Source organism: Halorubrum lacusprofundi ATCC 49239 (assembly GCF_000022205.1).
In the GTDB taxonomy this organism is placed as follows: Archaea; Halobacteriota; Halobacteria; order Halobacteriales; family Haloferacaceae; genus Halorubrum; species Halorubrum lacusprofundi.
Map to the genome: position 1 here is coordinate 2,691,984 of NC_012029.1, position 13,185 is coordinate 2,705,168.

Consider the following 13,185-nt stretch of genomic DNA (forward strand, 5'->3'; position numbering starts at 1 on the left):
GAGCCGTGGACCGTGGTACCACACATGTTGTGCGACCGGACGCACACATCCGCCGGCAGCTTATGTTTCCGACGGCGGTACGTGAACGCGATGACTGACGATCCTCTCTTCGACGAGTTCGAACTGAGCGGCCACGTTCTCGACAACCGCGTCGGTCTCGCACCGATGACGCGGACGAGCGCGACCGACGCGGGACACGCGACCGACCGAATGGCCCGATACTACGCCTCCTTCGCTCGCGGCGGGTTCTCGTTTCTCGTCACCGAGGGCGTCCACCCGGACGCCACCCACAGCCAGGGCTACCTCAATCAGCCCGGCCTCGCGACCGACGAGCAGGCGGCGGCCTGGGAGCGAGTCGTCGACGCCGTCCACGAGGAGGGCAGCCCGATCTTCGCGCAGTTGATGCACGCCGGGGCACAGGCACAGGGCAATCGATACGGGTACGATCCCGTCGCGCCTTCGCCGTACCGCCCGCCGGGAGAGATGGCGGAGCTGTACGGCGGGTCCGGAGCGTTCCCCGAGGCGGACCCACTCGACGACGAGGGGCTCGACGAAGCGAGAGAGGGATTCGTCGCCGCCGCGGAGCGCGCGGTCGAGGCCGGTTTCGACGGGATCGAGGTCCACGCGGCCAACGGCTACCTCCTCCACGAGTTCGTCGACCCGCTGGTCAATGACCGCGACGACGAGTACGGGGGCTCGCCGGCTAACCGGGCGCGCTTCCCCGCCGAGGTGACCGCCGCCATCGACGACGCCACGCCCGACGACTTCGTCGTCGGAGTCCGCGCCTCGCAGGCGGCCGTCACCGACGAGGAGCGGGTCTGGCCCGACGGCGAGGCGACCGCCGCCGCGCTGTTCGACGCGCTCTCAAACGCCGGCGCCGACTACGTTCACGTCACCGGCGGCGACGCGACCGCCGCGGAGGTGCCGGACACCGATCGCACGCTCGCGGACCTCGCGGTCGAGCACGTCGACGACGACGTCGCCGTGATCGCCAACGGAAGACTCGGAGACCCGGAGCGCGCGCGGGCGGCGCTGGCAGACGGATCCGACCTGATCACTCTCGGAACCGGCGCGCTCGCGAACCACGACTGGCCCGATCGGGTCCGAGCGGGCGAGGCGCTCGACGATCTGGACCCAAGCGTCGTCTTCGAGCCCGACGCCTCGCTTAGCGACGCCGAGGTCCCCGGCGACGACTGATACCGTCGAGGCGAGGATCGTCGGGCGTCGGTCCCGCTTCCGCGGCCGCAGTCGCAGCCCTCCGCCACCGGCTTCCCGCGGTGTGTAGCGCCACGCCGTCACCGCGCCACGCGTCGACCGCGCTACCGTCCGTCGGTGACCGACCATTTCGGCAGAGCGGTTCACTCGTCACCGACTCGAACTCCCCCACACCCGCAACCGCCTTAAGAATCGCCCGCGACGAGCCGGTATGAGCGACCACGAGCGCGCGGCCGCCGTCTCGCGGGAGACCAGCGAGACGACGATCGACCTCACTCTCGCGATCGACGGCGACGGCGACAGCGAGGTCGACACCGGGATCGGCTTCTTCGATCACATGCTTTCGTCGTTCGCCAAACACGGCCTCTTCGACCTGACGGTCAACTGCGACGGCGATACCGAGATCGACGACCACCACACGGTCGAGGACGTGGCGATCTGCCTCGGCGAGGCGTTCGACGAGGCGCTCGGCGACAAGCGCGGCATCCGGCGGTACGCCGACCGACGCGTCCCCCTCGACGAAGCGGTCGCGAGCGTCGTCGTCGACGTAGCGGGTCGGCCGTACTACGAGTTCTCCGGTGAGTTCTCACAGGAATCGGTCGGAGAGTTCACCAGCGTCATGGCCGACCACTTCGCGCTGTCACTGGCGCACAACGCCGGTCTGACGCTCCACGCCGCGATCGAAACGGGCGACAACGCCCACCACGAGGTGGAGGCGCTGTTCAAGGCCCTCGCGCGAGCGCTCGACGACGCGACGCGGCTCGACGGGCGACGCAGCGATACGCCGAGCACGAAGGGCGAACTGTAGCCCGCCTGCGAGGAAGCTGGCACAGACCCCGCCATCGGCGCGTTCCGACGGTTTAAATCGGGTCGGGGCCCACTCTCCGGTAATGCAACCGAGTTCGCTCTCCGGGCTCCCCGCGGGCGTCGGCGAGGCGCTCGAAGCGGAGGGCGTCGCCGAGCTGTATCCGCCCCAAGAGGCCGCCGTCGAGGCCGGCGTCGCCGACGGCGAGAGCCTCGTCGCCGCGGTCCCGACGGCTTCCGGGAAGACGCTGATCGCCGAGCTCGCCATGCTCTCGTCGATCGAGCGCGGCGGGAAGGCCCTCTACATCGTCCCCCTGCGCGCGCTCGCCAGCGAGAAGAAGACCGAGTTCGAGCGCTGGGAGGAGTTCGGCGTCACCGTCGGCGTCTCCACCGGCAACTACGAGTCCGACGGCGAGTGGCTCGCCACGCGTGACATCATCGTCGCCACCTCGGAGAAGGTCGACTCGCTGATCCGTAACGGCGCGCCGTGGATCGACGACCTCACCTGCGTCGTGAGCGACGAGGTCCACCTGGTCGACGACCCGAACCGCGGCCCGACTCTCGAAGTGACCCTCGCGAAGCTCCGCAAGGTGAACCCCGGGCTCCAGACGGTCGCGCTCTCGGCGACCGTCGGCAACGCCGACGTGATCGCCGAGTGGCTCGACGCCGAGTTGGTCGAGTCCGACTGGCGTCCCATCGACCTCCGGATGGGCGTCCACTTCGGCAACGCCATCGACTTCGCCGACGGCAGCAAGCGGGAGGTACCCGTCGAGCGCGGCGAGGACCAGACCGCCCGGCTCGTCGCCGACGCGCTCGACACCGAGGAGGACGGACAGGGCGGCTCCTCGCTCGTCTTCGTCAACTCCCGGCGCAACGCCGAGTCCTCCGCCCGGAAGCTCACCGACGTGACCGGACCCCGACTCACCGACGACGAGCGCGATCAGCTCCGCGAACTCGCCGACGAGATCCGGTCCGGCTCCGACACCGACACCGCCTCCGACCTCGCGGACGCGGTCGAGCAGGGGTCTGCCTTCCACCACGCGGGGCTCCGGAGCGAGGACCGCGCCCGCGTCGAGGACGCGTTCCGCGACCGCCTGATCAAGTGCATCTCCGCGACGCCCACGCTCGCCGCCGGCGTCAACACCCCCGCCCGTCGGGTGATCGTCCGCGACTGGCGACGGTACGACGGGGAGTTCGGCGGGATGAAACCCCTCGACGTGCTGGAGGTCCACCAGATGTGCGGGCGCGCGGGCCGCCCCGGCCTCGATCCGTACGGGGAGGCGGTGCTGCTCGCGAACGACGCCGACACCAAAGAGGAACTGTTCGAGCGGTACCTCTGGGCCGACCCGGAGCCGGTCCGGTCAAAGCTCGCCGCCGAGCCCGCGCTCCGGACCCACGTCCTCGCCACCGTCGCCTCCGGGTTCGCCTCCACGCGCGACGGGCTGCTCTCCTTCCTCGACAACACCCTCTACGCGACCCAGACCGACGACGAGGGACGGCTCGCGGCCGTTACGGACACCGTCCTCGACTACCTCGCCGTCAACGACTTCATCGAGCGCGACCGCGACGGCGGGAGCGAGAGCCTGACCGCGACCGGCATCGGTCACACCGTCTCGCGGCTCTACCTCGACCCGATGAGCGCGGCCGAGATGATCGACGGACTCCGGTCGGTGGCTCGGGACGCCGCCGACACAGGCGCGAGTGCCGAGGCCGACAACGGCGAGTTCGTCAGAACTGGCGACGCAGACGACGCGAGCGGCGGCGACGAACCCGGGTTCGGGACCTACACGCGGGCCGGCGACGACGAGTCGGGCGAGAGGGAAACGGAGAACGAGGAGACGGACGAAGAGGAGACGGAGGCGTCCGAAGTCACCCCGCTCGGCCTCTATCACCTCATCAGCCGCACTCCCGATATGTACGAGCTCTACCTGAAGTCGGGGGACCGCGAGACGTACACCGAGCTCTGCTACGAGCGCGAGACCGAGTTCCTCGGCGACGTGCCCTCCGAGTACGAGGACGTGCGTTTCGAGGACTGGCTCGCCTCGCTGAAGACCGCCCGCCTGTTAGAGGACTGGGTGAACGAGGTCGACGAGGACCGAATCACCGAGCGGTACGGGGTCGGTCCCGGTGACATCCGCGGGAAGGTCGACACCGCCGAGTGGCTCCTACGCGCGGCCGAGACCCTCGCACGAGACGTGGAGGGGGTCGACGGCGACGTGGTCGTCGCGGTCCGCGAGGCCCGGAAACGCATCGAGTACGGCGTTCGCGAGGAGTTACTCGATCTGGCGGGCGTCCGCAACGTCGGCCGGAAGCGCGCCCGGCGCCTGTTCGAGGCCGGGATCGAGACGCGCGCCGACCTCCGCGAGGCCGACAAGGCGGTCGTCCTCGGCGCGCTCCGCGGCCGCGAGCGCACCGCCGAGCGTATCCTGGAACACGCCGGCCGCGAGGACCCCTCGATGGACGACGTGCGACCGGACAAGTCGGCCTCCGCGGCCGCGACTGCCGGCTCCGCGAGCGACGAGGACGGCGAGGGCCAAGCGAGCCTGGGTGATTTCCGATGAGCGACGCCGACGCCGAGTCCGACGGCGCACTTCCCGATCCGCCGGCTCCACCCTACCAACTGGTCACGGGGACCGCCATCATCGACGATCTCGACGCGTTCCTCTCGGCGCTTGACGAAATCGCCGCGGAGACGGGCGCGGTCGTGCAGGCGTTCGACGCCGACTTCGTCGTCTCGGCCGCACACCTCCGCGAAGCGACCCGCCTCGCCGCCCGCGCGATCGCCCGCGACGACGCCGTCGCCCGCGATCCGGGCGTCGAGATTCTGCTGTACGCGGCCGGGAGACGCCAGATCGACCGCGCGCTCGCGCTCGGTCTCTCGGAGGGGGAACAGCGCGCAGTCGTCCTCGTCACGGATTTCGGTAGGGTCCCGGGTGCGGACCGGCCCGACGCGGACCTCGACGCGGCCGCCGCGTCGGTGAGAGACCTGCTTGTGTCGACAGCGGGGTCCGCCGACACCGAGGAGTTCGAACCCGCGTTCGATTCGGAGCAGGTGCAAGAGTTCTACGACATCGGCGATCGAGAGATCGCCGCGACCATCGGCGGCGTCGCCGAAATCGTCCGCGAACGCGTCGCGCTCCTCGACGTCGAGAAGTAGGAGTTGCGAACCCCTTTGCTTCGCTTGGAAAACGCAGTACGTGGCGGGGTTTTCGTTCCAGTTGAAATGCGAACGGAGAGCGGATCGAGCCGCAACCCCAGTGGGGTCGAGACGCGGATCCGAGGGCAGGCGAATCGAGGGGCCGGACGGAAACTCGACCGAAGCGAACCGCGAGAATAGTCCATCCTGGATTCGAACCAGGGTCGTTGCCCCCAGAAGGCAACAGGATTGGCCACTACCCCAATGGACTGTGCGCACTCACCGATAGCCAGTGGGTCTTTGTAAGCGTTGCGCGTCGCCGGCCCTCTGTTACGCGTTCACAGTCCTTCGAGAGCCGAGCGGGACCAGTGAGGAAAGCGAGAAGAAGTCCCGCGAAACTGATCGCCGAACGTGCGTATATCGATGCGCTTTAGCCGGTTGAATAGCCACGAACCTGTATGTACGTCGGACGATTCGTCGTCGTCGCTCCCGGTATCGGCGCCTACCGCGTCTCCTCGCGTTCGTTCCCGAACCGCCGCGTGACCGATCGCGACGGGAGGCTCACCGTCGGCCCGACCCCGGACGCCCCCGAGACGGACAACCCGTACGTCTCGTACAACTGCGCGCGCGCGGTCCGCACGCCCACCGACGAGCCGTTGGCGGTCGTCGGCAACGGCTCGCACGTCGACCCGATCGCGGAGAAGCTCGAACTCGGGTACCCCGCCCGCGACGCGCTGGCGACGCCACTGCTCGCGCTCGACTTCGAGAAGGACGACTACGACACCCCCCGGATCGCCGGCGTGGTCGGCGCCGAGACCGCGACGATCGGGGTCGTCCGCCGCGACGGCCTCGTCGTCGAGGCCGTCGACGAGCCCACCATCGTCGCCACCTACGAGACGGACAGCCCCGAGCCCTACGCTCTCGCAGCCGCGGACGCCGAAACGCCCGACGCCGCCGCGGCCGCGACAGAGGTCCTCGGCGCCGACTTCGAGCACCCGGTGTGCGCCGCGGGCGCGACCGTCGACGCCGACGGCGCAACGCTGGCGTTCGACAACGACGCGGAGTAGCGAACCGGCCGAGACGGCTCCGATGGGGAGCCGCGCTGGACCCATCCGGAGACCGCATCGAGCGGATCATCCGCTGCTTCGACGGCTGCTCCGAACACCACGACGCGCCGCGCGCGCTCGACCGCTCCGACGAGGAGGGGCTGAGCGCCGGGAAAGAAGAGGACGAAGAATAAAACGAGGAGACGGCCGGCAGACGCTCACTCTCGGTCGTCCGGGTCGAACCCGTCGATCGCGGCGTGGACTCCCTCCACCCACTCGTCTAAGGCGCCGTGGAGTCGCTCTTTCGCCTCCGGAACCGGAATCGCGGTGTATTGGTAGACGTAGCCGCCCGAGTCGAGTAGCCGACGACGGCGCTCAACGAGCCCTTTCTCCCGCAGCGTCGACAGCGACCGATTCACGTTCGACCGGTCTCGGTCGAGGGTCTCCGCGAGTTCGGCGACGGTGCTCCCCGGATGATCGAGCAGCGTCAGGTACGTGCGGCTCTCGTGGTCCCGGACGCCGAACACGCAGGAGAGCACGTGATCGAAAGAGGGGGACACGTCGCCGACGAGGTCCTCGATCTCGGGATCGCTCATGGGCGCCGTTCGGCGGCGTTCGGGTTAAAAGTCGCCATCCGTGGTCTGCAATGTCGGCATCGCGGTCGTCGATGCTCAGTCGTCGCCCGCAGCGTATCCCATCCGGCGGATGCACCCGCGCATCCCCGACTCGTCGCTGTGACGGTGGAGATTCGTCGGCGTGTCACAGTGGTAGGTCTCCCCGTCGTACCGGAGGACGACCTCGTGGTCGCCGCCGGCAACTTCGACATCGACGAGGATCCGCCGCCCTTCGTTGAGGGCGTCGATGAGCTCGTCGACCGACAGATCGCCGGCCGCCACCCGGAGTACCTCGGACATTGGCGTTGGTTCGCGGCTCGGCGAGTTAAGTTCGGTGTGTTCGCGTCGGCGGATAGTTTTCACGTCATCGTCGAGTCCGGGCCACCCTCTTCTGCGGGTGGTTCGACCCCCTCAGCGGCGGCCACATCCTTGGTCCGTTTTTCGGCCTCGACGTGCCAGCGGTCGATCTCGGACTCGTAATCGGCGAGGATGTCGCTCACCTCGTCTTTCAGCTCGTCGTCGTTGACGTTCACCTCGAAGACGAACGTCTCGCCGTTCTCGCCGCGGCCGACCTCCTGAACGTTGGCGCTGACGAGTTCGTTGTCGAAGTAGTAGGGCGCCATCTGGGTCATCACCTTCCGGTAGACGGTGTCCTCGACCTTTCGAAGCGCCTTGCGGCTCGCCGAGTCGGCTGCGCGAGCGACGTGGCCGATCGACTCGCCCCAGCTCTCCATAGCGCTCTCGGTGTCGTTCTCCTCGACCTTCTCGTAGGATTCGGTGAGCTTCTCGCCGGCAGTCTGGAGGTCGCCACCCGGCGTCTTGCCGGCTTGTTCTCCCTCGCCCTCGCCGACGGACGCCTGTTCGGCGGTTTTCTCTGACACGTCCTCGTCAATGCGCTCGTGGGACTTCGGGCGCCAGTCGTCGAACTCGTAGAACGCATCGTCGTCGGTGCCCGTCTCTCGGAGCGCCAACGCGATTCGCTCGCCGTGTTCGACGATATCGCCCCAGTCCCCGCGCACCTTGAAGCCGGAGATGCTCTCTTCCATCGCTTGCCCCCGTTATGGCGCGAACGCGTATAAGTCTCTCCGACCTGACGTGAACCGCTACCGCCCGTACGTGAGCCGTCGACCGATCGCGTCGAAGCGCTCTTTGAGGTCGCTCAGGATTCCTCCGGGCGAGATACGCCGGATAGACGACTCCTCGACCTCGATGCGCTCGCCGGCGAACGGATCCCGCTCGGTGCGCTCCGCCGCCGACCGGTCCCCGCTCACCGCGCCGACGACCGTCGTCATCGAGCATCGTCCGCACGCCTCCGCGGGGACCTCTTGGCTGTGAGCCTCCTGAACTCTGGCCTCTTGGGTTCGGGCCTCTCGGGCTCGGGCCTCCTGATCAGTCATGGGTCTCTCTCTCGTGCGTAGTCGTCCCAGCGTCTTAAACCCGCACCTCGGGCACGCGATCGTCCCGCGGCCGGTCTCGGTCCGCCCCGAGCGCGCCCCGACGGCCTTTTTACTCGCACCGTGGAACGGCTTCACATGGGATATCGCGTCGTCGACACCGAGTCGGTCGATTCAGAGCCCGATCGCCCCTGCGAGTGCCGGAAACTCGCCGGGCCTGGCGGGCTCGACGAAGCGGCGATCAACCGGTTCCGCGCGGAGCCGGGCGAACAGCTGCCGCTGGCGTACCACTACCACGAAACCCAACAGGAGGCGTTCTACGTCCTCGACGGGACCCTCGTGGTCGAGACGCCGAACGAGACCTACGAGGTGCCCGCAGACGACCTGTTCGTCGTCGACCCCGAGAGTCCGCAGCGAGCGTACAATCCTGCGGACGCCGACAGCCCGGTAACCGTGCTCGCGATCGGAGCACCGCCGGCTGACGGCGACGCAGTCGCGTACGATCCGGCCGATGAGTAAAGCTGCCGAGTCGGAAGACGAAAGCTCGGCCAGCGACGCTGACCGCCGTGACCCCGAGGAGTTGCCGCCGGAGATCCGCGAGGCGGTCCCCGACTACGACGACGAGTACCTCGACCGCGTCTCCGACCGGCTGATGTACAGTTACGACCTCGGCGCGGACGTCGTCGTCGACGGCGAACACTTCGATCTCACCGCCGAGATGCGGGTGCGTAACCAGAAGCAGTTTCTCCATCCGGCGTTGAGCTACGCAGACCACGACATGATGGAGTACGTCTTCGCTCGTCGGGTATCGACGCCGAGCGTTACCGAACTGGAGCGGCTGGTCAAGTTCGGTCACGATATCGCCGACAAGCGGATCGACGGCCACGAAGAACACTACGGCACCGACATCACCGTCGCGCTCGTTGCCGACCGAGTCCCGGACGACGTCGCCGCGTTCGTCGACGGGTTCCGCGACCGGACGCTCCTGAAGTTCGGCTACTACGGCCACTACGAGGTTCACCTCGTCGTGGTCGCGCCCGACCGCGAGGAGATCGTCGCCAGCGAGAGTGCCGACACCGCCGCCGCCTTCCGCCTGTGGGAACGGGTCGACGCGCCGGACGAGGGGTTCTTCTCGCGGTTCGCAAAGCGCTTCTGGCGCTGAGCGTTGCGTCCGCGTTTGCGAAAAAATAGGCGTGAAAACCGCCCAGACGAAACCGCCGGTCAGTCGTCGCTCGGTTTGGCCGCCGGCTCGCTTCCGCTTCGCACGTTCGTGATGTTGTCGTAGCCGATACGCACCAGCGACAGCGCCAGGTAGATCAGCAGCACGGCGAGCAGGACGCGCACGCCGGCCGACACCTGAGCGCCGATTCCCTGCGCGCCACCCTGGATCAGCTGATCGTAGAGCTGCTCTTTAAAGGCGACCCAGGACAGCCCGAGCACGGTGACGACGACCATGAGGGCCATCGGGACACCGGTGCTGACGAGCTGCTTGGAATCGTCCCAGTTGGCGAGCCAGACCGTGCCGGTCAACAGCGCGAGCGCGGCGAGTAACTGGTTGGCGCCGCCGAACAGCGTCCATAGCGTCGCCCACTCACCGGAGATAACGAGCAGGTACGCGATGCCGCACTGGACGACAGGATTCGTGTATCGGCCGCGAGCGAACGAACCGATGCCCCCGGAGAGGCCAGTCTCGGAGCCGCTGCTCTGAGGGCCGACGATCTCCTCCATCATGTAGCGGCCGAGCCGTGCGGCCGTGTCGGTGGAGGTCAGCAGGAAGCTCACGAGCACCAGCGCCATGAACGGCGCGCCGTAGGAGGCGGGGAGACCGAGGCTAGTGAGGATGGTGCCGCCGCCCGCCGCGAAGTTGGGCAGGGCGCCACCGATGCCGCCGGCTGCCGCGTCGGACGCGACGCCGGCAACCGCGAGCGTTGACAGCGCGACGGCGGCGAGAAGGCCTTCACCGAGCATGCCGCCGTAGCCGATGAGGCGCGCGTCGCTCTCTTTGTTCAGCTGCTTCGCGGTCGTCCCGGAGGAGACCAGCGAGTGGAACCCACTGATCGTCCCGCAGGCGATGGTGACGAACAACATCGGGAACAACGGGAACGGGGCGACGCTCTCGACCCCCAAGAATCCGGTGAACGGTTCGATGCTGTCGGCGACCACGAGCGGCTCGGTGGACGTGTTGAAGATGGTGCCGACAATAATGGCGAGCAGCGCACCGCCGACGCCTGCGTACAGCAGGAACGACGAGAGGTAGTCACGCGGCTGGAGCAGCACCCACACCGGGAGGGCGCTGGCCAGGGCCGCGTACACCAGAATCACCGGGACCCAGGCGGCGGTGTTGCCGCCGAGGGCGCCCGCGCCGGGCACCCAAGAGCCAGTGCTGCTGAAGAGGACGAACGTGCCCGCGGTGTGCGAGGCGTCGCCCGCCAGCTCGAACAGCGCGAACGGGTATTGGATGCCGAGCCAGACGCCGGCGAACACGCCGGCGACGAACACGACCGTACCCGGGATGAATGGGCCGTCAAGCTGGTAGAGGTAGACGCCGAAGGCGAACGCGAGCGCGATGTATACGAAGCTCGCGGTCGCCGCCGACGGGTAGGCGTTCAGAACGATACCGACGACGAGCGCGAACACCGCCACCACGAGGATGATGGTGAGGAAGGCGAACCACAGCAGCATGTCCTTCCCGCGCTCGCCGACGTACTCGCCGATGATGTAGCCGATGGACTTCCCCTCGTGTCGCATCGAGCCGGACAGCGAGATGAAGTCGTGAACCGCCCCCATCAGTGGGTTGCCGATGGCGACCCACAGCAGCGCGGGGACCCACCCCCAGATGGCCCCCGCCGTGATCGGGCCGACGATCGGCGCGCCGCCCGCAATACTCGAGAAGTGATGCCCCAGTAGCACCGGCTTCTTCGCCGGTACGTACTCCTGTCCGTCTTCGTACTTGTGTGCTGGCGTCTCCCGCTCGTCGTCGATTTCGACGAACCGCGAAAGGTACCGCGAGTACCCCATATACCCAACGGTGAACGTGCCGAGCACGGCAACTACAATCCAGATTACGTTTGTCATAGGTGCCCTCCCTCATGAGATCGATTCACTATCGACCACTTAAGTATTATCTTCAATCGTGACACACTGGGAGAACCACCCGCCAGTGCGCGATTTCGCTCGGTCGAGGTAGGTTTGTTCCGTATCTCGTTTGATGAAATTCACAGTGATGGGGCCCAGCCCCTATCGCGCGCGATCGCACGTTACCGATATTACCGATCGGCGCGGGCGGGGCCGTTACCGATCGGCGCGGACGGGGCCACCGTCGTCACTTCGGGTGCGGTCGTCGTCCTCCCCGCTCACGTCGCTCGCCGTCTCGATGTCGAGCGCGGCCGCCACCTCCGCGAGCACGTCGCCGCGGACTTCCCGCGTCCGCGACTCAATCTCGGCGACGAGCGGGGGCTCGAACTCCTCTCGGACCTGCCGGAGCCGGTCGCGCTCGGTCGCGACCTTCTCGCGGAGGTAGGTGGCTCCGCGTCCCTCCTCGTCGTCGTCGGGCTCCGGGGTAAGCTTGTTCGCGACGAGCCCACGGACGCGCAAGTCGCGCTCGGCGAACCCCTCGATCGCCCGTCCTGTCTCGTTGACCGAGAGCTGGTCGGGGTTCAACACGAGGAAGAAGGCGGCCTCGTCTCGCATGGTGTCGCCCGCGAACTCGAAGAACTCCTTGCGGCGCTGGAGCCGCTCTAAGACGGGGTCGCCGTCCATCAACCGCCGGGGTTCCATGTCGCCGATAGCGGCCTTCTCGAACAGGTCGATCGACTGCTTGCGCTTGTACAGCAGCCGGTCGATCCAGTCGCCGAGGAACTCGGGGAGCCCCAAGAGCCGCAGCGTCGACCCGGTCGGCGCGGTGTCGAAGACGATCCGATCGTACGACTCACCCTCCTCGCGCATCACGCTCACGAACGCGTCGAAGAGCGCAGCCTCGTACGCGCCCGGCGTGCCGTGCGACATCTCCAGTTGGCGGTTGATCTCCGAGACCATCGCCGCCGACACCTGCTCGGAGAGCGCCTCGCGGATCTCCTGGAGGTGCCGCTGCATCTCGTCTTCGGGGTCGATCTCCATCGCGTCGAGTCCCTCGATCCCGTCGACGGGCGCCGGCTCATCGCCGAACGACTGGTCGAACACGTCCGACACCGAGTGTGCGGGGTCCGTCGAGACGACCAGCGTCCGCACCCCGTCGTTCGCACAGCGAGAGGCGTACGCACAGGAGACGGTGGTCTTGCCGACGCCACCCTTCCCGCCGAAGAAGACGAACCGTTCCATCAGAAGTGGTACTGCTGTCCCTTCCGCTCCATCAGGGTCTCACGATCCCACAGCCGTCGCTCCCACGCCTCAAACTCGTCTTCGAGGTAAGGGAGCAGCTCGGCAGTGTAGTACGAGACCGGCGAGGGGATCCCGAACGCGTCCGGGAAGCATGCGAGCATGAACTCGTCTTCCGTGTCCTCCGCTTCCTTCTCGATCTTCTCGTAGGCCGGATGGGTGATCATCCCGTGGTACAGCCCACGGAGCCACTCATCGAGGGCGGCCCGAAAGGCGGCGATCCGGTCTGCAACGGTCATGATTCATCGTGATACGCGGGCGCGGTAAAAGCTGTCGCGGGCCTGCGGATTGTCGGGCGGGTTAGGCCGAGTTGCTGTCGGCGGCAAGTTCGCCCTGCGTCTCGTCCGCATCGTCGCCCTCGCCGAGTTCCGGCTGATCGCCGTCGTCGGGACTCGGCGTGTGGGCGCTGTTACCGAGCGCGCCCCAGACGAGGTACAGCATCGCGGTGACCATGAGAAGGGTCATGATCGTCGCGACGATCCCCACTGCGGACACGTACTGGAACATGGTGCGCGGTCCGCGGGCGCGACGTATCAACGTATCGGCTTTCGATGGGGGTGGCGCTGACCGGCCTTCCGAGACCGCGTCGCCGCGGAGTTGAA

Annotated in this window: 15 protein-coding genes and 1 tRNA gene; 7 read left to right on the plus strand and 9 right to left on the minus strand. The window is 67.6% G+C overall.

The genetic code is table 11. The features are described 5' to 3' along the window. Nucleotides 1–90 precede the first annotated feature (90 nt). The 4 genes from HLAC_RS13405 (at nt 91) to cgi121 (ending at nt 5,176) form a co-directional block, all read left to right on the plus strand. On the plus strand, nt 91–1,197 hold the full coding sequence (locus HLAC_RS13405; RefSeq protein ID WP_049933610.1) for an oxidoreductase: 1,107 nt from the start codon (nt 91–93) through the stop codon (nt 1,195–1,197). Nucleotides 1,198–1,426: 229 nt separating this feature from the next. Next, the gene (gene hisB / locus HLAC_RS13410) at nt 1,427–2,023 is read left to right on the plus strand and encodes an imidazoleglycerol-phosphate dehydratase HisB (protein ID WP_015911382.1); all 597 of its coding nucleotides are present in this window, start codon (nt 1,427–1,429) and stop codon (nt 2,021–2,023) included. An 82-nt stretch (nt 2,024–2,105) separates the two neighbouring features. Beyond that, nucleotides 2,106–4,580 (plus strand): ATP-dependent DNA helicase, encoded by a 2,475-nt coding sequence (locus HLAC_RS13415; RefSeq protein WP_015911383.1) that lies wholly within the window; start codon nt 2,106–2,108, stop codon nt 4,578–4,580. Further along, the gene (gene cgi121, locus HLAC_RS13420; RefSeq protein ID WP_015911384.1) at nt 4,577–5,176 is read left to right on the plus strand and encodes a KEOPS complex subunit Cgi121; all 600 of its coding nucleotides are present in this window, start codon (nt 4,577–4,579) and stop codon (nt 5,174–5,176) included. The genes HLAC_RS13415 and cgi121 overlap by 4 nt, the downstream gene beginning before the upstream one ends. A 177-nt stretch (nt 5,177–5,353) precedes the next feature. Here the strand turns inward: cgi121 and HLAC_RS13425 are convergent. Further along, nucleotides 5,354–5,426 (minus strand) — tRNA-Gln (locus HLAC_RS13425). Nucleotides 5,427–5,613: 187 nt separating this feature from the next. Between HLAC_RS13425 and HLAC_RS13430 the strand changes: the two genes are divergently transcribed. Continuing rightward, nucleotides 5,614–6,222, plus strand: coding sequence for an IMP cyclohydrolase (locus HLAC_RS13430; protein WP_015911385.1), 609 nt, complete (start codon nt 5,614–5,616; stop codon nt 6,220–6,222). A 197-nt stretch (nt 6,223–6,419) separates the two neighbouring features. Here the strand turns inward: HLAC_RS13430 and HLAC_RS13435 are convergent, their stop codons facing one another. From HLAC_RS13435 to HLAC_RS19990, 4 genes are all read right to left on the minus strand, one after another. Next, nucleotides 6,420–6,797, minus strand: a complete 378-nt coding sequence (locus HLAC_RS13435; protein WP_015911386.1) for a helix-turn-helix domain-containing protein — start codon at nt 6,795–6,797, stop codon at nt 6,420–6,422. Between the two features lie 75 nt (nt 6,798–6,872). Further along, nucleotides 6,873–7,115 carry a DUF8001 family protein gene (locus HLAC_RS13440; protein WP_015911387.1) on the minus strand — a complete coding sequence of 81 codons (243 nt, stop codon included), beginning with the start codon at nt 7,113–7,115 and terminating at the stop codon, nt 6,873–6,875. Nucleotides 7,116–7,174: 59 nt separating this feature from the next. Continuing rightward, on the minus strand, nt 7,175–7,861 hold the full coding sequence (locus tag HLAC_RS13445) for a DUF5828 family protein (protein ID WP_015911388.1): 687 nt from the start codon (nt 7,859–7,861) through the stop codon (nt 7,175–7,177). A 57-nt stretch (nt 7,862–7,918) separates the two neighbouring features. Continuing rightward, entirely contained in the window at nt 7,919–8,212 is a 294-nt protein-coding gene (locus HLAC_RS19990; protein ID WP_015911389.1) for a DUF8007 family protein, read from the minus strand. A 135-nt stretch (nt 8,213–8,347) separates the two neighbouring features. On the opposite strand from HLAC_RS19990, the gene HLAC_RS13455 reads away from it, so the two are divergent. Further along, nucleotides 8,348–8,728 carry a cupin domain-containing protein gene (locus HLAC_RS13455; RefSeq protein ID WP_015911390.1) on the plus strand — a complete coding sequence of 127 codons (381 nt, stop codon included), beginning with the start codon at nt 8,348–8,350 and terminating at the stop codon, nt 8,726–8,728. Continuing rightward, nucleotides 8,721–9,371 (plus strand): DUF8052 family protein, encoded by a 651-nt coding sequence (locus HLAC_RS13460; RefSeq protein WP_015911391.1) that lies wholly within the window; start codon nt 8,721–8,723, stop codon nt 9,369–9,371. The genes HLAC_RS13455 and HLAC_RS13460 overlap by 8 nt, the downstream gene beginning before the upstream one ends. Before the next feature lie 59 nt (nt 9,372–9,430). On the opposite strand, the gene HLAC_RS13465 is transcribed toward HLAC_RS13460, so the two are convergent. The 4 genes from HLAC_RS13465 to HLAC_RS13480 all read right to left on the minus strand — a co-directional run bounded on the left by HLAC_RS13465 (nt 9,431) and on the right by HLAC_RS13480 (nt 13,090). Further along, nucleotides 9,431–11,284: a carbon starvation CstA family protein gene (locus HLAC_RS13465; protein ID WP_015911392.1), complete on the minus strand. Its 1,854-nt coding sequence runs from the start codon at nt 11,282–11,284 to the stop codon at nt 9,431–9,433. Between the two features lie 216 nt (nt 11,285–11,500). Then, nucleotides 11,501–12,526 carry an ArsA family ATPase gene (locus HLAC_RS13470; protein WP_015911393.1) on the minus strand — a complete coding sequence of 342 codons (1,026 nt, stop codon included), beginning with the start codon at nt 12,524–12,526 and terminating at the stop codon, nt 11,501–11,503. Beyond that, entirely contained in the window at nt 12,526–12,822 is a 297-nt protein-coding gene (locus HLAC_RS13475; protein WP_015911394.1) for a DUF7990 family protein, read from the minus strand. Before HLAC_RS13475 ends, HLAC_RS13470 begins: the two co-directional genes overlap by 1 nt. A 61-nt stretch (nt 12,823–12,883) precedes the next feature. After that, nucleotides 12,884–13,090, minus strand: a complete 207-nt coding sequence (locus HLAC_RS13480) for a hypothetical protein (protein WP_015911395.1) — start codon at nt 13,088–13,090, stop codon at nt 12,884–12,886. Between the last annotated feature and the right edge of the window lie 95 nt (nt 13,091–13,185).